The 21,187-nt window shown below is 68.4% G+C and carries 23 protein-coding genes; 14 read left to right on the plus strand and 9 right to left on the minus strand.

The window, feature by feature from the left end; translation table 11 throughout:
* Positions 1 to 26: 26 nt before the first annotated feature.
* The gene (locus tag ABT313_RS40845; protein ID WP_350865792.1) at positions 27 to 326 is read left to right on the plus strand and encodes a TFIIB-type zinc ribbon-containing protein; all 300 of its coding nucleotides are present in this window, start codon (positions 27 to 29) and stop codon (positions 324 to 326) included.
* Here the strand turns inward: ABT313_RS40845 and ABT313_RS40850 are convergent.
* The gene (locus tag ABT313_RS40850; RefSeq protein ID WP_350865793.1) at positions 323 to 733 is read right to left on the minus strand and encodes a PaaI family thioesterase; all 411 of its coding nucleotides are present in this window, start codon (positions 731 to 733) and stop codon (positions 323 to 325) included. The genes ABT313_RS40845 and ABT313_RS40850 overlap by 4 nt on opposite strands.
* A gap of 31 nt (positions 734 to 764) precedes the next feature.
* Between ABT313_RS40850 and ABT313_RS40855 the strand changes: the two genes are divergently transcribed.
* The 5 genes from ABT313_RS40855 to ABT313_RS40875 all read left to right on the plus strand — a co-directional run bounded on the left by ABT313_RS40855 (position 765) and on the right by ABT313_RS40875 (position 5,280).
* Positions 765 to 1,229: a GNAT family N-acetyltransferase gene (locus ABT313_RS40855; protein ID WP_350865794.1), complete on the plus strand. Its 465-nt coding sequence runs from the start codon at positions 765 to 767 to the stop codon at positions 1,227 to 1,229.
* Positions 1,230 to 1,490: 261 nt separating this feature from the next.
* Complete coding sequence (locus tag ABT313_RS40860; protein ID WP_350865795.1) at positions 1,491 to 2,513, plus strand: ABC transporter ATP-binding protein; 1,023 nt, start codon at positions 1,491 to 1,493, stop codon at positions 2,511 to 2,513.
* Positions 2,510 to 3,322: an ABC transporter permease gene (locus tag ABT313_RS40865; protein ID WP_350865797.1), complete on the plus strand. Its 813-nt coding sequence runs from the start codon at positions 2,510 to 2,512 to the stop codon at positions 3,320 to 3,322. Before ABT313_RS40860 ends, ABT313_RS40865 begins: the two co-directional genes overlap by 4 nt.
* Complete coding sequence (locus ABT313_RS40870; RefSeq protein WP_350865799.1) at positions 3,319 to 4,161, plus strand: ABC transporter permease; 843 nt, start codon at positions 3,319 to 3,321, stop codon at positions 4,159 to 4,161. Before ABT313_RS40865 ends, ABT313_RS40870 begins: the two co-directional genes overlap by 4 nt.
* Before the next feature lie 18 nt (positions 4,162 to 4,179).
* Entirely contained in the window at positions 4,180 to 5,280 is a 1,101-nt protein-coding gene (locus ABT313_RS40875; protein WP_350865801.1) for a DNA polymerase IV, read from the plus strand.
* Here the strand turns inward: ABT313_RS40875 and ABT313_RS40880 are convergent.
* Genes ABT313_RS40880 through ABT313_RS40890 form a run of 3 tightly spaced genes read right to left on the minus strand, consistent with a single transcriptional unit; the run spans position 5,273 to position 8,127 of the window.
* The gene (locus ABT313_RS40880; RefSeq protein WP_350865803.1) at positions 5,273 to 6,202 is read right to left on the minus strand and encodes a phosphotransferase family protein; all 930 of its coding nucleotides are present in this window, start codon (positions 6,200 to 6,202) and stop codon (positions 5,273 to 5,275) included. The genes ABT313_RS40875 and ABT313_RS40880 overlap by 8 nt on opposite strands.
* Positions 6,203 to 7,042, minus strand: a complete 840-nt coding sequence (locus ABT313_RS40885) for an amidohydrolase family protein (protein ID WP_350865805.1) — start codon at positions 7,040 to 7,042, stop codon at positions 6,203 to 6,205. It lies immediately after the preceding gene.
* Positions 7,039 to 8,127 carry a mandelate racemase/muconate lactonizing enzyme family protein gene (locus tag ABT313_RS40890; RefSeq protein ID WP_350865807.1) on the minus strand — a complete coding sequence of 363 codons (1,089 nt, stop codon included), beginning with the start codon at positions 8,125 to 8,127 and terminating at the stop codon, positions 7,039 to 7,041. Before ABT313_RS40890 ends, ABT313_RS40885 begins: the two co-directional genes overlap by 4 nt.
* A 104-nt stretch (positions 8,128 to 8,231) precedes the next feature.
* Between ABT313_RS40890 and ABT313_RS40895 the strand changes: the two genes are divergently transcribed.
* The 4 genes from ABT313_RS40895 to ABT313_RS40910 are packed head-to-tail and all read left to right on the plus strand — an operon-like array spanning position 8,232 to position 10,813.
* A complete protein-coding gene (locus ABT313_RS40895) occupies positions 8,232 to 8,927 on the plus strand; it encodes a GntR family transcriptional regulator (protein WP_350865809.1) in 696 nt (231 codons plus the stop codon).
* 15 nt (positions 8,928 to 8,942) lie between these two features.
* Positions 8,943 to 9,791: a fumarylacetoacetate hydrolase family protein gene (locus ABT313_RS40900; protein WP_350865811.1), complete on the plus strand. Its 849-nt coding sequence runs from the start codon at positions 8,943 to 8,945 to the stop codon at positions 9,789 to 9,791.
* 32 nt (positions 9,792 to 9,823) lie between these two features.
* A complete protein-coding gene (locus tag ABT313_RS40905) occupies positions 9,824 to 10,426 on the plus strand; it encodes a class I SAM-dependent DNA methyltransferase (protein ID WP_350865813.1) in 603 nt (200 codons plus the stop codon).
* A gap of 9 nt (positions 10,427 to 10,435) precedes the next feature.
* Positions 10,436 to 10,813, plus strand: a complete 378-nt coding sequence (locus ABT313_RS40910; protein WP_350865815.1) for a VOC family protein — start codon at positions 10,436 to 10,438, stop codon at positions 10,811 to 10,813.
* A 4-nt stretch (positions 10,814 to 10,817) separates the two neighbouring features.
* Here the strand turns inward: ABT313_RS40910 and ABT313_RS40915 are convergent, their stop codons facing one another.
* The 5 genes from ABT313_RS40915 to ABT313_RS40935 all read right to left on the minus strand — a co-directional run bounded on the left by ABT313_RS40915 (position 10,818) and on the right by ABT313_RS40935 (position 16,245).
* Positions 10,818 to 11,201 carry a hypothetical protein gene (locus ABT313_RS40915; protein ID WP_350865817.1) on the minus strand — a complete coding sequence of 128 codons (384 nt, stop codon included), beginning with the start codon at positions 11,199 to 11,201 and terminating at the stop codon, positions 10,818 to 10,820.
* Positions 11,202 to 11,258: 57 nt separating this feature from the next.
* The gene (locus tag ABT313_RS40920) at positions 11,259 to 11,630 is read right to left on the minus strand and encodes a hypothetical protein (RefSeq protein ID WP_350865819.1); all 372 of its coding nucleotides are present in this window, start codon (positions 11,628 to 11,630) and stop codon (positions 11,259 to 11,261) included.
* A gap of 32 nt (positions 11,631 to 11,662) precedes the next feature.
* Entirely contained in the window at positions 11,663 to 12,784 is a 1,122-nt protein-coding gene (locus tag ABT313_RS40925) for an alpha/beta hydrolase (protein WP_350865821.1), read from the minus strand.
* A gap of 109 nt (positions 12,785 to 12,893) precedes the next feature.
* Complete coding sequence (locus ABT313_RS40930) at positions 12,894 to 13,445, minus strand: histidine phosphatase family protein (protein WP_350865823.1); 552 nt, start codon at positions 13,443 to 13,445, stop codon at positions 12,894 to 12,896.
* A gap of 82 nt (positions 13,446 to 13,527) precedes the next feature.
* Positions 13,528 to 16,245 (minus strand): helix-turn-helix transcriptional regulator, encoded by a 2,718-nt coding sequence (locus tag ABT313_RS40935; RefSeq protein WP_350865825.1) that lies wholly within the window; start codon positions 16,243 to 16,245, stop codon positions 13,528 to 13,530.
* A 158-nt stretch (positions 16,246 to 16,403) separates the two neighbouring features.
* On the opposite strand from ABT313_RS40935, the gene ABT313_RS40940 reads away from it, so the two are divergent.
* The 4 genes from ABT313_RS40940 to ABT313_RS40955 are packed head-to-tail and all read left to right on the plus strand — an operon-like array spanning position 16,404 to position 21,167.
* On the plus strand, positions 16,404 to 17,261 hold the full coding sequence (locus tag ABT313_RS40940; protein WP_350865827.1) for a DUF427 domain-containing protein: 858 nt from the start codon (positions 16,404 to 16,406) through the stop codon (positions 17,259 to 17,261).
* Positions 17,258 to 18,898, plus strand: a complete 1,641-nt coding sequence (locus ABT313_RS40945; protein WP_350865828.1) for an MOSC domain-containing protein — start codon at positions 17,258 to 17,260, stop codon at positions 18,896 to 18,898. The genes ABT313_RS40940 and ABT313_RS40945 overlap by 4 nt, the downstream gene beginning before the upstream one ends.
* Positions 18,898 to 19,320, plus strand: coding sequence for a VOC family protein (locus ABT313_RS40950; RefSeq protein ID WP_350865830.1), 423 nt, complete (start codon positions 18,898 to 18,900; stop codon positions 19,318 to 19,320). The genes ABT313_RS40945 and ABT313_RS40950 overlap by 1 nt, the downstream gene beginning before the upstream one ends.
* Positions 19,317 to 21,167 (plus strand): Na+/H+ antiporter NhaA, encoded by a 1,851-nt coding sequence (locus tag ABT313_RS40955; protein ID WP_350865832.1) that lies wholly within the window; start codon positions 19,317 to 19,319, stop codon positions 21,165 to 21,167. The genes ABT313_RS40950 and ABT313_RS40955 overlap by 4 nt, the downstream gene beginning before the upstream one ends.
* The last annotated feature ends 20 nt before the right edge of the window (positions 21,168 to 21,187 follow it).

Here is a 21,187-nt window from a genome sequence, read left to right on the forward strand (position 1 = left end):
CGGAAATCGTCACTTAGGGTTGCTGGATGGAGAGCCTGACGTGTCCGAAGTGTCGTGGCGAGATGCGGTCGTACGAGCGCAACGGCGTCACCGTCGACCAGTGCGGGGAGTGCCGGGGGATCTTCCTCGACCGGGGTGAGCTCGAGCGGCTGGTCGACGCCGAACTGCAGTACAACTCCCCGTCGCCGCAGCCGCGGTACGAGGAGAAGCGGTACGAGGAGAAGAAGCGGTACGACGACCGCCGGTACGACGACGACCGGCGGTACGGGAACCAGTACCCGCAGCGCAAGAAGAAGAAGTCGTTCCTCGAGGAGCTCTTCGACTAGCGGGCGATGACCGTGCCCTGGGCGATCGCGCACAGCGTCGGCGTACCGGCGTCGTCGAGCGTGGTGAGTTCGCAGGTGCACGTCGCCTGACGCCGGCCCGCGTGGGCAACCTTCGCCTCGGCCCGCAGGATCGTGCCCTGGGCCGGGCGGAGGTAACTGATCGTGAACCCGCCGGTCAGCACGTTCGGGCCGAGCGCCGAGCCGCCGGCGAACGTGATCGCGTTGTCGGCGGCGTACGCGAGAACGCCGCCGTGCAGGAACCCGTTCTGCTGCTGGAGTTCCTCGCGGATGTCCAGCTCGAGCGTCGCGCCCCCGTCCCCGAACGCGGTCACCCGCGCGCCGACCAGCAGACTGAACGGCTGCGCCGCCAACAGCTTCTGAGCCACCTCGAGGGTCAATTCCGTCACCCGGCGCACGATATCGGGCTATCGTCAGGCCGTGACCACCCCACCGGTGCAGCTCCGCCCGATCACCGACGCCGAGTTCCCGGGATGGAAGGACCGCACCGCCACGTCGTACGCGGCCGCGATCGGTCCGGCGCGCGGGTTGACCAAGGCCGACGCGCTCAAGGCCGCGTACGAGGAGACCAACAAGCTGCTCCCGGACGGGCCTGCCACCGAGCAGCACCTCCTCTGGTTCGCGCTGGCGGATGACGAGACTGTCGGCAGCCTCTGGATCAGGATTGGGCCGCGGATCGCGTTCATCTACAGCATCGAGGTCGACAGCACCCAGCGCGGCAAGGGGTACGGCCGCGCGATCATGCTGGCCGGCGAGGAGGAGTGCCGCCGCCTCGGCCACCAGTACCTGGACCTGAACGTCTTCGGCGACAACGCCACCGCGATCGGCCTGTACGACTCGCTCGGCTACGCGGTCGTCTCACAGCAGATGCGCAAGGAGCTCTAAATCGGTTGGACGGCGCTTTCCGTCCCGGCTTACCGTGGTCGGCGGTAGCCGCATCGAAAGGACCACAGGGAGCGATGTCGACACGTCGCCTGGATATGGGTTAGCGAACTCCGCGATCGGACCGGATCGCGCAGCCGGGACGGACCTCGCAGTCCCCCGGCCGAACTCTCCTGGCGAAGTGCTCGTCCTGCGCTCTGCGCGTTTGCGCGGTGGCGCTGCCCGGTCCTGTCAATCGACTCCCTTCGAAAGCGGTGTTCCTTCGTGACGCCTGTTCCTGCCTTGCCGCCGGTCATCGCGGCCCATGATCTGACCAAGACCTACACGTTCCACCAGCAGCGCGCCGGACTCGGCGGGGCTCTGAAGAGCCTGGTGAAACGCACGTACGAGACCCGGCTCGCCGTCGACCGGATCACCTTCGACATCGGCCGCGGCGAGGTCGTCGGCCTGCTCGGCCCGAACGGCGCGGGGAAGACGACGACCCTGAAGATGCTGTCCGGCCTGCTGTACACGACCGCCGGCGAGTTGGAGGTCCTCGGCCACACGCCGTCGGACCGCAAGCACGACTACCTGCGCCGGATCGCGCTCGTCATGGGGCAGAAGACCATGCTCTGGTGGGACGTCCCGGCCATGGAGAGTCTCCTGCTGCACAAGGACATGTACGGATTGTCCACCGCGGAGTTCGACCGCAACGTCGCCGAACTCGCCGAGTTGCTCGAGGTCGAACACCTGCTCAACGTCCAGGTCCGCAAGACGTCGCTCGGTGAGCGGATGAAGCTCGAACTGATGGCCGCGCTCGTCCACGGGCCGGAGATCCTGTTCCTCGACGAGCCGACGATCGGCCTGGACGTGGTCGCGAAGGCCCGCGTCCGGTCGTTCCTCGCCGACGTCAACCGGCTGCGCGGTACGACGATCCTGATCACCAGCCACGACATGGACGACATCGAGGCGCTCTGCTCGCGGGTGATGATCATCGACCACGGCCGGCTGCAGTTCGACGGCGGCCTGGACGATCTGGTCCGTACGGCGCAACCGCGGAAGCTGGTGCGGGCGACGTACGCGACGCCTGTCGACGGCTCGCGGCTCGACGGGCTCGACGGCGTGACCGGGGTCGACGTCGACGGCCAGACAGTGAAGCTCGAAGCCGATCGGGAGCGGGCCGGCGTCGTGATGGAGCAGCTCACCCGGCTCGGTCCGCTGGTCGATCTCGACGTCGCGGACGCGGATGTCGAGGACATTATGCGCGACCTGTTCCTCCGCCGCAGCACGCTGGGGGACGCCTCATGAGCACGCTCACCCGCAACCTGCGCGTCGTCCGCCGGATGACGGCGGCCGAGATCGCCCAGCAGTCCGTGTACCGCGGGGCGTGGATCATCTTCATGCTCGCCAACATCTGCATGCCGATCATCTCGCTGCTGATCTGGCGGACCGCGCTCGCGAACGGCGCGCAGTTGCCGGTCGACGAGCGGTACATCACGACGTACTTCGTGCTGCTCGGGTTCGTGACGATGGCGACGTCGTCGTGGATGGCGGCGTTCCTGGCCAACGACATCCGGCTCGGGAAGCTGTCGAGCTGGATGGTGCGGCCGGCGTCGCTGCTGGTCAAGTTCGTCGCGAACAACCTGTCGGAGAAGTTCCTGAAGCTGTTCGCGCTGGTGCCGATGATCGGCATCGTCTGGTGGATCTTCCGGGACTCGATGAACATCCCGGCCGGCGTCGGCCGATGGGCGCTGTTCGCGGTCAGCATCGCGCTCGGTGCGGTGCTGGTGTTCACGATCGACATCCTGATCGCGGCGCTGGCGTTCTGGATGGACGACGTGGGCGCGCTGGTGCAGGCCCGCGTCATCATCGCGAGCGTGCTGTCCGGCGCCGTCGTACCGCTGGCGCTGATGCCCTCGTGGTCGCGCGGTTTCGTCGACCACCAGCCGTTCCGGTACACAGTGTCGTTCCCGGTCGAGATCGTCGCCGGTCAGCTGACGGGCCGCGAGTTACTGTCCGGGTTCGCGATCCAGCTCGGGTACGTCGTTGTGCTCGGCGCGCTCACCCGCCTCGTGTGGGCAGCCGGGATCCGGGCGTATTCGGCGGTGGGAGCATGAGCACGTATGCAGAGGAACGCCCTTCGCTCGACCGGAACTGGCTGCAGAAGCAGTGGCGGCATGTCCGGCTGTGGCGCCGGTTCTTCGCCCAGGCGGTCGTTCGCGAAACGCATTACCGCGCACACTTTCTGACCACGCTGCTGGTGGGGCTGGTGCAGCTGGGGTTGGGGATCGTGCCGACGCTGCTGCTGTTCGGGTTCACCGCTGAAGTGCACGGCTGGTCGCGGGCCGAGGTGATCGCGCTGATCGGCGTGTACCAGATCGTCACCGGGCTGATCGCGACGTTCGTGGCGCCGAACCTGAATCGGATGACGACGTACCTGACCGAAGGCGAGCTGGACGGCGTACTGCTCCGACCGGTGTCGAGTCAGTTCTACCTGACCCTGCGCTGGATCAACGTCGCCGAACTGACGAACGTTGCCAGCGGCATCGTTGTGCTCGTCATCGGGCTGGTGCAGTCCGATCTCCGCCCCGGTGCCGGGCAGGTGATGCAAGCGGTCGTGCTGGTCGGCTGTGGATCGGTGCTGCTGACGGCGGTGTGGTCGGCGATGTCGTTCCTGGCGTTCTGGCTGCAGTCGGTGAACCCGATCGGGGTCGTCTACCTGAGCATGGTGGAGGCCGGGCGGTACCCGTTGGTGTTCTTCCCGGTTGCCGTGCGGACGTTCCTCACGTTCGCGTTTCCGGTGGCGTTCGCGACGACGTTCCCGGTGCGGGCACTGGCCGGCGATCTGGGCTGGTGGCCGGTTGTGCTCGGGGTCGGGCTTGCGATAGTGGCAATGACACTAGTTCGATTGGTCTGGCGGCGCGGCTTGCTGACGTACTCCAGCGCGTCGAGCTGATGTGGTTATCTGTGGGGTATGAGCTGGTGGGTCCTGCACGTGGACATGGATCAGTTCATCGCGGCCGTGGAGATCCGGCGCCGGCCTGAGCTGCGGGGGCTGCCTGTCGTGGTCGGAGGGTCCGGCGATCCGACCCAGCCACGGCAGGTGGTCGCCACCGCGTCGTACGAGGCGCGCGAGTTCGGCGTACATTCCGGGATGCCGGTGCGGGCGGCGTACAAGAAATGTCCGCAGGCGGTGTTCCTGCCGTCGGACCCCAAGGCGTACGACGCGGCGTCGGCCGAGGTGATGGACACGCTGCGCTCGTTCCCGGTCGTGGTGGAGGTCTGGGGCTGGGACGAGTGCTTCGTCGGCGCCGAGACCGACGACCCGGAGGCGCTGGCCGGTCAGCTCCGCGCGGCCGTGGCCGAGCGGACCGGCCTGACCTGCTCGGTCGGCATCGGGGACAACAAGACCCGGGCCAAACTCGCCACTGGTTTCGCGAAGCACGAGCGCTCGCACGCTGAGCCTTTCCAGGGCGCGACGCCCGCCGGTGGTGCCGCGCCCGCCGACGGCGTCTATCGGCTCACGGCCGCGAACTGGCGCGAGGTGATGGACCATCGCCCGATCCGGGACCTCTGGGGAATCGGCAGCCGGATGGAGAAGAACCTGAACGAGCTCGGCATCACCACCGTCGCCGAGCTCGCCGCTGCTGACGTCGACGTACTGAAGAAACGCTTCGGCCCGAACATGGGCGCCTGGTACGCCGCGCTCGGCCGAGGACTCGGGGACACCCAGGTGTCCGACGTACCGCGCGAACCGGTCTCCCGCAGCCACGAGGAGACCTTCGCGACTGACCTGGTCGAACTCCCCGACATCGAACGCGAGGTCCGCCGGATCGCCGAGGAGGTCACCCGCGAGGTCGTCGCCGACGGCCGAACCATCCAGCGCGTCTGGGTGAAGCTCCGCTTCATCAGCTTCTACACACCGATCAAGAGCCGCAAGCTCAAGGCACCGACGCAGGATCCCGAGGTCATCGCCGGCACGGCCCTCGAGCTACTGCAGAAGTTCGAGATCCGGCGTCCGATCCGCCTGATCGGCGTCCGCGTCGAGTTCGTCCCTCCCGACGCCGCTAGCTGAGGACCTTCGCCATCGCTTCGTAGCTCTCCTGAACTGCTTCGGTCTTGCCGAGGCGATGGCGCTCCAGGCGGATCGCCGCGAGATGACGTGCCTCGTAGATCTTCGCCCGCCACAGCGCTTCCGGTGAGCGGTCCAGTTCGCCGTACGACTCCCAGAATGCTTCGCGCTCGTCGGGTTTCGCCTGCGCCATCCGGATCGTCCAGTCCGCCGCCGCGTCGCCGAACTCGGCCCGGTCGAAGTCCAGCACCCCGGAGATCAACGGCTCCGGCTCGGCAGGGTCGAGGAGACAGTTGACGGTCCACAGGTCGCCAGCCAGCAGCCGCGGCTCCTGCACGTCATCCAGCGTCGCCCGACCCTGAGTTGCCAGGTCAGCGGCTGTCTGTACGTCTGCCGCGTCGAGCCCAAGCAGCTCCAGGTCCTCCGCGATCTGGGTGAACGACGCGATCAGCACTGAGCTCCAGGACGCGTACGCCGGCCCGCCTGGCCGACCGAAGTACGGCCCGCGTACGTCGTGCACCGAGCGGGCGATAACTCCGAGCTGGCGGAAGAACGTCGTACGCCCAGACCGTGGATACCTGCCCAGCCCCTCCGGCGCCGGCACTCCGGGCAGGCACGACTGGATCATCCAATCGCGGTCGATCAGCTCATGCGACCAGTCCACCGCCAGCACTCGAGGCATCAACCCGGTTATCACGCCGAGCCACGGCGCGGCGGCGTACTCGTTCCGCATCAGGTGCCGCTCCGACCCGAACTGGCCCGACTCCGCGGGCGCCACCCGTAGTACGACCGGCTCGTCCCGCCCGGTCAGCTCGACCCGGTAGACGCTGTTGTACGACCCGAAGCCCAGCTCAACGACCCGCACCGGCGTCGCGTCTGCGCCGAACGCCCGCCGGCAGATCGCCTCGACGACTCCAAGCTCCATCTACAGCCTGTACGTGCGGGTGGCGGTCGTGCTGAAGATGGCGTCGCGCTCGGCGGGACCGAGGCCGGAGGTCAGGGCTTCCGCCGTCTCGACGACCTGGTCGTAAGTGGCGGCCAGGAGGCAGACGGGCCAGTCGGAGCCGAACATCACCCGGTCCGGTCCGAAGGCCTCGAGTACGACGTCGGCGTACGGCTGGAGGTCCGCGGGCTTCCAGGTGGTCCACGGGGCTTCGGTGACCATGCCCGAGAGCTTGCAAGTGACGTTGGGGAGGGCTGCCAGCTCGCGGAGCTGCCCCGCCCACGGCTCGAGCGCCTCGCCGATGACGGGCTTGGAGATGTGGTCGACGACGAAGCTGAGCTCGGGGAGGTTGCGGGCCGTTTGGATCGCGGCGCGGAGGTGCGGCGTCTTGGTGAGGAGGTCGTAGGCGAGGCCGGCGTCGGCGATGGCGGTCAGGCCGCGTTGTACGTCGGCGCGCAGCAGCCAGTTGTCGTCGGGCTCGTCGTGGACCTGGTGGCGGATCGCCTTCAAGTAGGAGCCGTCAGGACGGGACAGCAGACCGTCCAGCGCCTCGCCGATGTCCTCGGCCGTCAGGTCGACCCAGCCGACGACACCGGCCACCAGGTCGTTGCCGGCGGCAATCTCCAGGAACTCGACGGTCTCCTCGACCAGCCCGACCGTCTGCACGAGCACGGTCGACGTGATGTCGGCCGCCCCGGCGAGCGGAGCGAGGTCCTCGATCGAGAAGTTCCGCCGGATCGGATCCAGCTCCGGTCCCACCATCCACGTCTGCTCGCGAACGCTCAGATCCCACACGTGGTGATGCGCGTCGACCCGGCTCATCCGACCCGCCGATCGTCAATGGCGTCCTGGTCCCAGTCGATCCCCAGACCGGGTACGTCGGGTGCCACGGCATGCCCGTCGACCACAGCCATCTCTGAGCGAGTGATCGCCCGCAGTTGCGGGATGTGCTCGACGTAGCGGCCGTTCGGCACCGCAGCGGTCAGACTCACATGCAGCTCCATCAGGAAGTGCGGACAGACCTCCAGGTTAAACGTCTCGGCCAGATGCGCGACCTTCAGCCACGGCGTGATCCCGCCGATGCGTGCCACGTCCGCCTGGACGATCCCGGCGCCGCCGGCAGCGACGTACTCGCGGAACTGCGACACGGAGTACAGCGACTCCCCCACCGCGATCGGGATCGACGTCGACTCGGCCAGACGCACATGCCCGGTCACGTCGTCGGCCGGCAACGGCTCCTCGAACCAGGACAGGCCTACCGCCTCGAACGCCGCAGCGCGCCTCCGAGCCTCCGGATAGGTCATGGACTGGTTCGCGTCGACCATGATGTCCATCGACGGCCCCACAGCGTCCCGCACGGCGCTCAGCCGCTCTACGTCCTCGTGTACGCGCGGCTTGCCGACCTTGAGCTTCACACCGGGCCAGCCGGCCTTCTGCGAGGCCAGTGCGCCCGCGACAAGCTCATCGGTTGTCAGGTGCAACCAACCGCCCTCGGTGTCGTACAGCGGCACCTGCTGTCGATAGCCACCTGCCAGTCGCCATAGCGGCTCGCTGGCCCGCACACACCGCAAATCCCACAGTGCGGTGTCTACGGCCGCCAGTGCGAGCGACGTGATCGCACCGACCGTGGTGGCGTGGGTAGACCAGAACAGGTCCGACCAGAGCTCCTCGACGTTCCGAGCGTCCTTGCCGACCAGCCGAGGTAGCAGGTGGTCCCGCAACAACGCCAGCACCGCGGTGCCCCCGGTGCCGATCGTGTACGAGTACCCGAGACCCGTGAGCCCGTCGGTTGTCGACAAGGAGACGAAGATCGTCTCCTGCTTCAGGAACGCTTGGACGGCGTCCGTGCGGACCGTTTCGACCTCGAGGTCGACCAGGTACGCCTCGGCCTTGGTGATCGTGCTCACGGGCGGCGGCTCCAGATCCTATAGGATATTGCGTACCTGATGCTCCCGCTTCACACTGGAGCCGTCAAGTGTGGGGCAGAATGAGCGTTCCGGGAGGAGTGACAGTGACGGATGCGCATGTTGGGCTCGCGGGGCAGCTCGCCCGCCTGCCCCAGCGACAGGTGCTGAGCGACGACGTCTACGAGACGGTCAAGGGCCTGATCATGGACAGCGTGGTGGAGCCGGGGACCCGGCTGAACATCGACGCGCTGACCCGCGAGCTGGGGATCTCCCAGACCCCGATCCGGGAGTCGCTGGCCCGGCTGGAGTCCGACGGCCTGGTGATCAAGGAGCCGCTGCGCGGGTACCGCGTGTCGTCGCGGCTGACCCGGGAGGAGTTCGAGGACCTGTTCGAGTACCGCCTGCACATCGAGCCGTGGGCGGCCTCGCGGGCGGCCGAACGGTCCGGGTCCGAGGACCTGGCCCGGCTGAAGGCCGAGATGCTCAGCTACACCGACGTACCGGACCGTCCGTCGTACGAGAGCTACCGTGCGATGGCGGCACACGACCAGCGGTTCCACGACCTGGTCCTGGAGCTGGCCGGCAACGAGACGGCCCGGCTGTCCTTCCAGCGGACACACTGCCACCTGCATCTGTTCCGGCTGTACTACGGTGGCGGCATCGCGACGAAGGCGTTGCGAGAGCACAAGGTAGTGGTGACCGCGGTCCGCAAGGGCAACCCCGAGGAGGCGGCCGCGGCGATGCGGTCGCACATCGAAGCCTCGCGTGCCCGCCTGCGGCCCATCTTTGACCAGGACTGACTCCAGGGAGATTCTGTGGAACTGCTCCGCCTCGGTCCGATCGGCGAGGAGCGCCCGTACGTGCGCGCCGCCGACGGCACCGTCCACGACCTGACCCCGATCACCGCCGACATCGACGCCGCGTTCCTCGGCTCCGACGGGATCGCGCGCACCCGCGCCGCCCTGGACGCCGGAGAGCTGCCGGTCGCCTCGGTCGACGGGCTCCGGATCGGCGCCCCGATCGCCCGCCCGGGCGCGGTGGTCTGCATCGGTATGAACTACGCCGCGCACGCGGCCGAGGGCGGCGCCGAGCCGCCGAAGCAGCCGATCGTCTTCTTCAAGCACCCGAACACGGTCGTCGGCCCGGACGACGACGTCCTGGTCCCGCGCGGCTCGACCAAGACCGACTGGGAGGTCGAGCTCGCCGTCGTGATCGGCAGGCAGGCCCGGTACGTCGAGACCGACGAGGAGGCGCTGGCCTGCGTCGCCGGGTACACCGTCTCGAACGACGTGTCCGAGCGGACCTTCCAGATCGAGGTCTCCGGCGGGCAGTGGTCGAAGGGCAAGTGCTGCGAGACCTTCAACCCGCTCGGGCCGTCGCTGGTCCCGGCCGACGAGGTCGACCCGACGAATCTCGCGCTGAAGTCGTGGGTGAACGGTGAGTCGCGGCAGGACTCGAACACGCGCGACATGATCTTCTCGGTGGCGGCGCTGATCCGGGACCTCTCGCAGTACATGGTGCTGAGCCCCGGCGACATCGTGAACACCGGTACGCCGGAGGGCGTGGCGCTCTCGGGCCGGTTCCCGTACCTGTCTCCCGGCGACACGATGGAGATGGAGATCGAGGGTCTGGGCCGGCAGAAGCAGTCCCTCGGCAAGGCCTGAAACTGTCCCCGGCCGGCTCTAGGGTCGGCCGGGTGACTGACTTCCTGGACGACATCCGCACCTCCTACGACACCGTCGCCGTCTCGTACGCCGAGCTCGTGGTGGACGGCGCGGACTGGGAGGACGAGGCGTTCGACCTGCTCGCGAAGCTCGTCGCCGGGAGCGGGCGGACGGTCCTCGACGTCGGTTGCGGGCCGGGACGGACGACCGGCCTGCTCGCCGAGCGCGGACTGCACGTGACCGGTATCGACCTGTCGCCCGGGATGATCGAGGTCGCCCGGCGCGACCACCCCGATCTCAACTTCCGGGTCGGCTCGATGACCGCGCTGGACATCGGCGACGGGGCGGCCTCGGGCGTCGTGTCCTGGTGGTCGATCATCCACCTGCCGCGCGACGTCGTCCCCCAGGCGTTCGCCGAGTTCTACCGCGTGCTGGCTCACGGCGGAGTCCTGCTGCTGGGGTTTCACGCCGGTTCGACGTCGACCCATAAGACCTCCGGGTACGGCGGCCACCCGATGAACATCCACGTCCACCGCTGGACAGCGGCGGAGTTGACCGAGCTCGCCGTCGCGGCCGGCTTCGCGCCGTACCTGGCGACGGAAATTCCGCACGACCGGCTGCTCTTCCAGAAGTAGCCTCTGCGCATGACATCTCGCGTGCGATCGGTGACCTTCGATACCCACAACCCGTACGAGCTGGCCGGCTTCTGGCTCCAGGTCCTCAACGCCCCACGGCCCGACGACGACCAGCCCGGCGACCCGTACGCGGCGGTGGTGACGGATTCCATGACGCTGCTGTTCGAGCAGAACGACGACGAGAAGGCCGTCAAGAACCGTGTCCACCTCGACCTCGAGCCCGACATCCCGCGCGACGAGGAGGTCGACCGCCTGCTCGCCCTCGGCGCCACCATCGCCACCGACTTCCGCAACCCCGACGGCACCGGCTGGGTAGTGATGCACGACCCCGAAGCCAACGAGTTCTGCGTCCTCCGAAGCGCCGCCGAACGAGCCGCAACCAGCTGACCGTCTACAGGTCGTCGGTGTACGGGGTGTGGCCGGTGAGGGTCAATCGCCAGTCGGTGGTGTGGGCGTCGACTGTCAAGTCGTAGCCCTCTCGGCGGGCCGTTAGTTGGTGGTGGTCGTCGGTGACGTCGGAGACCGTCACCTTCCAGCCGCGGGCTTCGAGGGTCTCAGCGGTGAAGCCGATCTGGGCGACCGGGTCGGGGGTTGTCGGATCACCGGTTTCGACGGTGATCGTGCAGACAGACTCGCGGCCGCGGTCGTCGGAGAGGGCGCCTTGGTCGGCAGGGCCGACGTCCTGCGTGACCGTCGGTGTCTGGTCCGGTACGACGATCGCCGCCACCGCCAGGAGCTCCGAGCGGAGGTAGTTTCGCGCTTCGGTCAACGTCACGGTATCCGTGATACACCGTGCGGCCAACCCACGCGACAGCACGCCGCGTTTTCGTTGTCAGGAGACGAGCGGTGTCTCTCCGGTGAACGTTATCCGCCAGTCCGACGCCCACGCGTGTACGGCGACCTCGTACCCGTCGCGCGATGCGGCGACCCGGAAGTGCCCGTCCTCCGGCGCCGCCACCTCGGCGTTCCATCCCCGGGCGCGCAACACGTCCGCCGCAGCCGAGACCGCAGCCGCCGGGTCCGGGTCCTTCGGGTTGCCCGTCTCGACCGACACCCGGCACACGGTCGCGGCCCCGCGCCCGTCGAACAACACACCCGGATTCACAGCGCCAGGATCGTGCGTGACCACCGGCTCCTGATCCGGTACGACGGCGGCCGCCACCGCCACCAGCTCACTCCGCAAGAACTCCCGCTCGCCCGTCATCCCAGCGCTCCTCCCACCCGCTGACCGTGCAGTCATCGTCTCGGTCCTTCTGGCCGCCGGCCGCGCGTCACCCCGGTCGCCCGGACACCGCTACCCGAACCGGCCCCGCCCGAGTCGACGGCGGCTCGGGTGGATTCCTTCGACGGCTTGGTGAGGGACACAACACCGTCGTACACCTTCGAGGCTGCGCCGGCGACTGCGTTGAGCGGCCCGCCCCACGAGGCTCCGAGGACCAGCTTGGTCTCCGCGGACCGGCTGGTGTTCGTCGTCGTGATCGAGTTCAGTTTGCCGCTGACCACGCGCCCGATGTTGCGGAGCGCTTCGCTGTTCGGGCGGTAGTACTCGTTGTGCCAGTGCACCGAGACCGCCTCGTCGTTGGCGATCGGGTCGTTCGTCGCCATCCGGATCGCGTCGGGGAAGGTCGCCGGATCAGGCCCGTGCCATTCGGAGTACGCGACGTAGTCCCCTGGCGCGCGTTCGACGTACAGCCGGGTCGGTGGCTGCACGAAGTCGGCCGCTTCATTGACGTACTTCGTGATGCCCGGCGATCCGGTCATCACGACGCGCTTCGCCCGTCCGCCGTCGAGCAGCGCCTGCCCGAGCACGTCGGTCCCGTACGAGTGCGCGACCGCCGTGACCTCGGCTCCGTCGGCCTTCAGCCCGTCGAGCTCGTGAAGGAACTCCGCCAGCCGCGGCCCGCCCTCGAGCGCCGCGTCCTTGCTCGCAGCCTGCACCACGCCCCGAGGCGAGTCATAGTCGAGCCACACCACGACAGCGGTGTCCGCCGGACCAGACTCCTGCCGGATCAGGTCGCCGCGGTCCGACTGGCCACGGAAGGTGTCCAGGCTGTTCCCCATCCCGGGCACCAGCACCGCGACGTTCTTCGCGTGCTGCACATCCCCGAGGACTTCGACGGCACGCCCCTGCCCGTCCACATCGACCTTGAGGAACTGCCGTGGCCGTTGCACGGACACGACGTTGCCCTCGGCATCAGATGCCGATTCCGTGACCGGCGTGAGGAGTTCCTTGACCGTGTCGAGCCGTCGTCGCTCGGCGTCGTCCGCGGTACCGGCGTCGACCGCTGCCTGCAGACGGACCCGGGCAGCTTCCAGCAACTCGAGATTGGCGCGATACCGCTCAGCCAGCTCGTCCATGGCGTGACTCCCCGTGACAGCCGGTCACCTGGGCGTGAGACCGGACTGACCGCAGTCTGCCAGGCGATGAGGTCCCACGCATCCCGTCAGGCGCCGACCTGTGGATCACTCAGTGGAGCGCGAGCGACCAGGAGCCGACGTGCAGGGACAGGTTGACGCTCGCCAGCGGGCGTACGTCGACATGCCGCAGCGACTCGGCGGGAGCGTCGACGACGTACAGCACGATCGCCCGGACCACCGCGGGATGCACGACCGCGATCACCGAGCCGCCGTCTTCGTGGCGCTCGGCAACATCACCCAGCCAGTCGGCGACCCGCGCGATCAGGTCGTTCTCCGTCTCGCCGCCGGGTGTCGCGGTGTGCGGCCGGTCGAGCCATGCAGCCACCTGGGTCGGCTCGGCGGCGAGCAACTCCTCCAGCTCGCGCCCGGCCCATTCGCCGTACTCACGGTCGCGCACAGCGGGCTCGACCACCGGGTCGAACCCCAGCGCGGAGGCGGTCCGTACAGCGGCCCGCTCGGGCCCGGCGTACACCACGTCGGCCGACAGCTTCAGCTCCCGTGCTGCCTCGAGACCCGCCGCATCCGGATCCATGTCCCCGCCGAGCACAAGCCCACGCAGCGCAGGCGTCAGGGCATGCGCGACCACAGTCAAACTCGTCAACCTGCAGCCACCTTCGCTCAAGCCTCACACCGACACCGTCCGAGCAGCGTAGCGGCCGAAGCCCTCAGAACTGTGCAGGTGGCTACCGTGGCAGCACCTGGTCCAGCTGGCTGCGGCTGGCTATCTCCAGCTTTGAGAAGACCTTGCGCAGGTGGTACTGGACGGTGCGAGCGCTGATGAACAACCGCGTGGCGATTTCGGGGTTGGAGAGGCCGTCGCGAGCCATTCGGGCTATCTGCGCCTCTTGCGCGGTCAGCTCGGTGCGGGTGGGTACGACGCGCTTGCGGGCAGTCCCGCCGGCCGCCTGGAGTTCCCGCCGTGCGCGGTCCGCGAACCCGGCCAGTCCCATTGCCTCGAACCCGGAGTGTGCGGTGCGGAGGTACTCACGGGCATCCGTACGCCGTCGCTCCCGCCGCAGCCATTCGCCGTACAGCAGCTGGGCACGAGCGAGTTCAACCTTCAGAGCGGTCTTCTCCAGGTGCGCGATCGCCTCGCGATACAGCCCCTCGGCCGTCTCGCCCGCTGTGACCATCGCCCGGCACCGCGCGGACACTCCGAGCGCCCAGTCCGTCCCGGTCGCGTTGGCCATCTCCTCGAGCGTCTGCGCAGCCCGGTGCGCAGTGTCGATCGCACCCGTGCGGACCGCCGCCTCCACCAGCTCACTGGGCGCGAGCATCATCGAGCGGTCCTGACTGGCACGTTGAGCCGCGTCAAACGCGTCCTGGTACCTGCCCAGCCCGTTGGCGAGCACCGCGGCCGCCCAGTCCCCGAATGCGACCCCGATACCTTCACCACGTCGGCTTCCCTCCCGCTGAGCCGCCTCAACCAGCGCCAGCGTCTCGGACCGATCCCCACGGAACGCAGCCAGCGCGAGCCGACCGTACGGCGCGAGCTTGCCACCGGTCACCTCGTTCGCCGCCTCAACCTCGTCGGTCAGCGTGGCCGCCGTCTCCAGGTCACCGGCGAACACGGACACGTACGCCAACGACGTCAGTGCCAACGCGACATCACTGAGCACTCCGGTCTGTCGCACGAGCTGCATGTGCCTGTGGGACAACTGCCTCCACCAGTCCGCATCCCACAACCGCAGTGCGGTCGTGGTGGCCATCCACAGCAGCTGCAGCTCCTCCTCGACCGAGAGACCAGGACCGAAGCTGGCCAGCGCCTTGTGCAGGGTCGGAGCGCCCGCTGCGTACCCGTCGCGGTAGTAGAGCGCAGAGCCCTCCAGTAGCAGGTCCACACAACGTGTGACCTCAGGCTGCGGCGCAGCAGCGGCTTCCTGCGCGACAGCGAGCACATCGCCGTCCGGAGTGGCCAAGTGACCGGCAAAGATCGCCGCCGACAACGCATCCAGGTACGTCGTACGCGCCAGCACCACATCGACCTTCTCGAGCCGCCTGGCCGCTTTCAGCATCAGCTGCGGCGCGTCGTTGCCTCTGTTGGTCAGGAACGCGAGCTGTGCGTGCACGAGGTCCGCCCGAGCCCGCTGGAGCTCGCTGAGCTGCTCTCCCTCGGCCATGGCGAGCAGTTCGGCGGCCGAGTCGAACGCACCGGTCTGCAGCTCGGCCTGTGCAGCTGCCAACGCCCGACCGGCTCGCTTGACCGGGTCGATGGTCAGGGCAGCGGACCGCTGCAGGAACGCGGCAGTCGCGGCAAACCCACTCCGGCCCTGCGCTCGGCCGGCCGACCGCTCCAGCTCGTCCGCAATCTCCTCGTCCGGCCCGGCCGCACCCTGCGCCCGGTGCCAGGCGCGCCGATCCGGATCGGCCTCGGCGTCGGTCTCCGCGGCCAGCGCCCGATGTACCTCGCGCTGGTCGGCCGCCGACGCGGAGCAGTACGCCGCCGATCGCACCAGCGGATGCCGGAACCGGATCCGGTTCGCGAACTCCGCCAGCCCCGCATCGGCCGCCGGCGCCGCGGCCTGTGGATCGATCCCGAGCCGTACGGCGGCCCGTCGTACCAAGGCGTCGTCGCCGGACGGCTCAGCCGCGGCGAGCAGGAGCAGCCGCCGGGTCTCGGCCGGCATCGCGGTCACCCGCCGGATGAAGCTCTCCTCGATGCCGGTCGCGATCGGCAGTCCGAAACCGCCCGCCAACTGCGCCGGGGTCAACCCACGCGGCAACTCGAGCAGCGCCAGCGGATTCCCATGCGCCTCGGCGACCAGTTGGTCCCGCACCTGCGCATCGATCGGCCCAGTCAGTACGGCGTCCAGCAGCGAACGCGCATCCGCATCACGCAGGCCACCGATCTGGTACTCCGGTAGTCCGCTCAGGACCTGCCCGACCTGACGGGTCGCGAAGACGAGGCCAAGGGACTCAGCGCCAAGGCGACGTGCCACGAACGACAGGATCTGGGCAGAGCACCGGTCCAGCCACTGCTGATCGTCGACCAGGCACAGCAGCGGCTGGTCGACCGCAGCCTCGGCCAGCAGGCTCAGAACACCCAGGCCGATCAGGAACATGTCCGGCGGCGGACCAGCGCTGATACCGAACACAGTCCGCAACGCGTCGGCCTGCGGTGCCGGCAGCCGGTCGAGCAGGTCGAACGCCGGCGCGCACACCTGGTGGAGACCCGCGAAGGCCAGCTCCATCTCCGACTGCACGCCAGAGACCCGGACGACCTGACCGCGGTGGGCCCGAGCCGCCAGGTAGTCCATCAGCGCCGACTTGCCGACCCCGGCCTCGCCGGACAGCACCAGCGCTCGGCTCTCCCCCGAGCACACCGCAGCGACGAGCTGATCGAGCGCATCGCATTCCGTGTCGCGGCCGGTCAGTTCAGCAGGGCGAGGGAGAGGTGGCACAGCCTCAAGGTATCCCCGCTTGCCGGCGTCGCGGAGTGGCTAGCCAGTGGCGGATGCGAACCGATTCACGCCTGCCGCACCCTCTAGCGGTGCCACGAGCAGCGCTGCGAGCCGTTCGTGGTCCGTAAGCGTTCTGCTGATCTGAACGGAGATGTGTGATGGGACTGGCCTGGCAACAAGGTCCCTTGGGGACCGGTGCGATCGGACGGTTCTTGGTACCGGTCGAGCTGCCGGAGCGGATGCTGTACGCCGAGCCGGCGCGCCGGCGGATGCGCGTCCGGTTCGGCGACAACTGGATCGCCGACAGCGAGGACGTCGTACTGCTGCACGAGCCTGCTCGGTACCCGGTGGCGTACTTCCCGGTGGCGGACGTGGTGGCCGACGTACTGAAGCCGGAGGACCGGACCACGCAGCACAAGGATCTCGGCGCGACCGCTTGGTACACGGTGACGGCTGGTGACGCGAGCAAGCCGCGTTCGGCCTGGCAGCATGTGGAGCTGCCGGACTACGCGAGCGAGCTGAAGGGACGGGTCGCCTTCTCGTGGCGGGCGATGGACGCCTTCTACGAGGAGGACGAGCGGATCGTCGGTCACGCGGCCGACGCGTACCACCGGATCGACATCCGGCAGACCAGCCGGCACCTGATCGTCCGTGCCGGCGAACAGGTCGTTGCCGACTCGTCACGCCCGCTGGTGCTGTTCGAATCAGGCTTCGCGCCGCGGTGGTACGTCCCGCGCGAGGACGTCGTCGACGGCGTGCTCACACCGGTCGACGGCCAGACCTTCTGCCCGTACAAGGGCCTGTGCAGCTACTACGACATCGGTACGGCGCAACGGGCCGCCTGGTCCTACGAGGACGCCTGGACCGAGGTCCGCCGGATCTCCGGGATGGTCTCGTTCGAACCGGACAAGGTCGAGGTGGAACTGGACGGGAAGCGGATGCGGCAGGAGCCTGGTCAGGGTGTGATCTCGCATGGTGTCGACCGCGACCTGACCGTGGAGGAACTGTCCGGATGAGTGCAGCCAGTGTTTTGTCGGTCAACGTCGGGATGCCGAAGAACGTCGAGTGGAACGGGAAGACCGTCTTCACCGGGGTCTGGAAGGAGCCCGTCGACGGACCGGTGATGGTCCGCAGGCTGAACCTCGACGGCGACGGGCAAGGCGACAAGGCCGGTCATGGCGGCGAGCAGCGGGCCGTGATGGTCTACCAGATCGACTCGTACCGTCACTGGGAGAAGCACTTCGGCCGGGACGACCTCGTGTACGGCCAGTTCGGCGAGAACCTGACGATCGACGGGCTGCCTGATGACGAGGTGTGCATCGGCGACCGGTACCGGATCGGCGGCGCCGAGCTCGAGGTCACACAGCCACGCGTGACGTGCTACCGGGTCGGTCTGCGGATGGGCGAGCCGGAGCTGCCGGCGCTGCTCGTCAGCCATCACCGGCCGGGGTTCTACTGCCGCGTGATCACCGAAGGACCGGTGCAGGCCGGTGACCCGATCGTGAAGGTCTCGACCGGGCCGGGAGCGCTCAGCGTGGCCGACACGGATGCGTTGCTCTATCTGCCGCACCGGGACCGGGCCAAGCTGCAGGTCGCCGTACAGATCCCTGCGTTGAGTCCCGGGTGGCTGGGGTCGTTCCAGGACCTGCTGGCTGCGGATGACAAGCCGAAGCCGGCGTGGGACGGCTTTCGCCGGCTGCGGGTGACCGAGGTGGTTCCGGAGAGCACCAACGTGTTCTCGGTACGCCTCGCCACCCTGGACGGCAGCGACCTGCCCCCGGCTCGCCCCGGACAGTACCTGACCTTCAAACTGCCGGATGCGGTGCGCAGCTACTCGTTGTCTTCAACGCCCGACTACCGCGTCAGCATCAAGCGCGAGCCGCACGGCGTTGGTAGCGCGTACATGACTCGGCTGGCTGCCGGAGCGGTCCTCGACGTCGCTGCACCCCGTGGTGACTTCCTGCTGCAGGACGGCACCACGCCGGTCGTGCTGCTCTCGGCCGGGATCGGGCTGACTCCTGTCCTGGCGATGCTGCACGCGCTCGCAGGCAGCTCTCGCGAGGTGTGGTGGATCCACACCGCCCGTGGACCATCCGAGCACCCGCTCGCGTCCGAAGCGCACGAACTGCTGGCCAGGATCCCCAACGGGCATGAGCGCATCTACTACAGCTCTGTCGACGGTCGGCTCACCGAGAAGAAGCTGGCCGAACTGGGACTACCAGCCGACGCAACGGCGTACATCTGCGGGCCGGCGGCCTTCATGACCGACATGCAGGCCGCACTGGGCGCGGTCGGGGTCACTCAGGTCCACACCGAACTGTTCGGTGCGCTGGCCGCGATCAACCCTGGCCTGGTCGGCCAGACCGCCCGTACGCCGCATCAGCCGGACGGACCCCCCGGCGACGGACCGCAGGTCACTTTCGCTCGCAGTGGCATCGCTACTGCGATGCGGACCGGCAGTCTCCTCGATCTGGCGGAGGCATGCGATGTACCGACGCGCTGGAGCTGCCGGACCGGGGTCTGCCAGACCTGCGTCACCCCACTGCTCTCGGGAGAAGTCACCTACTCTCCCACCCCACTCGAACCCCCGCCGGACGGTCAGACGCTGCTTTGCTGCGCCCGCCCGACGACTGATCTCGTACTGGACATGTGATGGATTACAGAATCGAAGTTGTCACTCTGCCGGTCAGCGACGTGGACGCGTCGCTGGCCTTCTATCGATCGCTCGGCTTCAGCGTCGACGTCGACTACCACCCGCGCGACGGCTTCCGCGTCGTCCAGGTGACACCACCCGGCTCGGCCTGCTCGATCCAGTTCGGTGAGGGGCTGACCGACGCGGCGCCGGGCTCGGCGCGGACCAATTACCTCGTCGTCGACGATCTCGAGGCCGCGCACCGGGAACTGCTTGCCAACGGCATCAAGATCGGCGACATCCGGCACAAGGAGCCGATCGACACCTGGGCCGGCGAACTCGTACCCGGCCTCGACCCGGAGCGTCGCCCGTACGCCAGCATGGCCGAGCTCAGCGACCCGGACGGCAACACCTGGACGCTGCAGGAGATCAGCAACAGATGACCGAGCTCGATCCCAGCGGCATGTCGCAGACGAGCGCCGCGACCAGTCCGCTGCGCGCGTTCCTGCGCACCGAGGCGGCCAGCGCGGCGGTCCTGGTCGCCTCGATCGCCGTCGCGCTGATCTGGGCCAACGTCAGCGGCACCGGGTACGAGGGTTTCTGGACGACCGAGCTGCCGATCCGGATCGGGCCGTGGTCCGCGAACCTCGACCTTCGGACCTGGGTGAACAGCGGCCTGATGACGCTGTTCTTCCTGGTCGTCGGACTCGAGGCTCGCCGCGAGTTCGACCTCGGTGAGCTCCGTGAACGCCGCCGACTGGTCCTCCCGCTCGCCGCCGGCCTGGCGGGGATGGTCGTACCGGTGCTGATCTACCTGGCCTTCAACCACTCCGGCGACGGACTGCACGGCTGGGGCGCTGCGATGTCGACGGACACCGCGCTGGCTCTGGGTGTGCTCGCAGTGGCCGGCAAGCAGGTGCCGGACCGGATCAGGACCTTCCTGCTGACCGTGTTCGTCGTCGACGACGTGGTCGCACTCGTGGTGATCGCGGTCGCGTACACGAGCGAGGTGCACGTCGTCGGACTGCTGGTCGCGATCGCGGCGTACGGCGGTCTGCTGGCGACCAGGCGGGTGCCGTACCGGCAGCGACGGGTGCTCTTCACCGCGCTCGCCGTCGTGCTGTGGTGCGCGCTGCTGGCCAGCGGGATCGACCCGGTGGTCACTGGTCTCGCGGTCGGACTGGCCACGTCGGCGTACCTGCCTCGGAGGGATGCACTCGAGCAGGCGACCACACTGGTCCGGCTGTTCCGTGAGCAGCCGACGCCAGAGCTGGTTCGGGAGGCGACCACCGGACTGACGGGGACGTTGTCGGCCAACGCTCGCCTGCAGCACACGTACCACAGCGCGACGAGCTATGTGATCGTGCCGCTGTTCGCACTCGCGAACGCGGGCATCTCGCTGCGGCCGACTCTGCTGCGGGACGCACTGACCGCACCTGTAGCTGTCGGTCTGTTTGTTGCGTTCGTGGTCGGCAAGCCGCTTGCTGTCGCTGGGACCTCCTGGGCGCTCACGAAGACGACGCACGGCTCGGTGCGGCCGTCTGTCGGCTGGGCCGGTGTCGTGGGGAGCGGTCTGATCGCCGGGGTGCCGTTCACAGTGTCACTGCTGATCGCCGACCTTGCTCTGACTGGAACGGCGCTGGAGGAGGCGAAGATCGGCGTACTCGCGGCCGCCGTCGCCGCCGCCGTGATCACTCTGGTCTTCTACCGACTCATGGCTGGCCACACCCGGGCGCTGCTGGGAACCGGCAGCCAGCTGGTCGACCTAGCGACTCCTGTAGACGCCGCCCGCGACCATGTGCGCGGTCCGGCGGACGCAGTCGTCACAGTGGTCGAGTACGGCGACTTCGAATGCCCGTGGACCCAGATGGCCGCGCCCACCGCCCGCGAGCTGCTCGCGACGAACAGCCACATCCGCTACGTCTGGCGACACCTGCCGCTACACGACGTCCACCCGCATGCGCAGCTGGCAGCGGAGGCGGCCGAGTCAGCTGGACGCCAGGGGAAGTTCTGGCCCATGCACGACCTGCTCCTGGCCAATCAGAACAACCTCGAACTGGAACACATCCTGCAGTACGCAGAAGATCTGCAGTTGGACCTGAAGCGCTTCCGAACCGACCTGACCTCCCACGACTTCGCCACCCGGATTGCCCAGGACATCGACTCGGCCGACCGCAGCGGAGTGGCCGGCACCCCGACCTTCTTCATCAACAGCCACCGCCACGACGGCCCGCAGGACCTGGGCTCCCTGACCGAGGCCATCCGCCAATCCTTGGCCACAGCCACCTGAGCGCGGGCGGTCTCACCTAT

Origin of the sequence: Kribbella sp. NPDC000426 (genome assembly GCF_040300265.1) — a bacterium.
GTDB lineage: Bacteria > Actinomycetota > Actinomycetes > Propionibacteriales > Kribbellaceae > Kribbella.

Bases quoted from the DNA above. Each gene is read 5' to 3' on its own strand.
- ABT313_RS40845 (WP_350865792.1), top strand. From the start codon at position 27: ATGGAGAGCCTGACGTGTCCGAAGTGTCGTGGCGAGATGCGGTCGTAC.
- ABT313_RS40865 (WP_350865797.1), top strand. From the start codon at position 2,510: ATGAGCACGCTCACCCGCAACCTGCGCGTCGTCCGCCGGATGACGGCG.
- ABT313_RS40870 (WP_350865799.1), top strand. From the start codon at position 3,319: ATGAGCACGTATGCAGAGGAACGCCCTTCGCTCGACCGGAACTGGCTG.
- ABT313_RS40875 (WP_350865801.1), top strand. From the start codon at position 4,180: ATGAGCTGGTGGGTCCTGCACGTGGACATGGATCAGTTCATCGCGGCC.
- ABT313_RS40880 (WP_350865803.1), bottom strand. From the start codon at position 6,202: ATGGAGCTTGGAGTCGTCGAGGCGATCTGCCGGCGGGCGTTCGGCGCA.
- ABT313_RS40885 (WP_350865805.1), bottom strand. From the start codon at position 7,042: ATGAGCCGGGTCGACGCGCATCACCACGTGTGGGATCTGAGCGTTCGC.
- ABT313_RS40910 (WP_350865815.1), top strand. From the start codon at position 10,436: ATGACATCTCGCGTGCGATCGGTGACCTTCGATACCCACAACCCGTAC.
- ABT313_RS40920 (WP_350865819.1), bottom strand. From the start codon at position 11,630: ATGACGGGCGAGCGGGAGTTCTTGCGGAGTGAGCTGGTGGCGGTGGCG.
- ABT313_RS40925 (WP_350865821.1), bottom strand. From the start codon at position 12,784: ATGGACGAGCTGGCTGAGCGGTATCGCGCCAATCTCGAGTTGCTGGAA.
- ABT313_RS40940 (WP_350865827.1), top strand. From the start codon at position 16,404: ATGGGACTGGCCTGGCAACAAGGTCCCTTGGGGACCGGTGCGATCGGA.
- ABT313_RS40945 (WP_350865828.1), top strand. From the start codon at position 17,258: ATGAGTGCAGCCAGTGTTTTGTCGGTCAACGTCGGGATGCCGAAGAAC.
- ABT313_RS40950 (WP_350865830.1), top strand. From the start codon at position 18,898: ATGGATTACAGAATCGAAGTTGTCACTCTGCCGGTCAGCGACGTGGAC.
- ABT313_RS40955 (WP_350865832.1), top strand. From the start codon at position 19,317: ATGACCGAGCTCGATCCCAGCGGCATGTCGCAGACGAGCGCCGCGACC.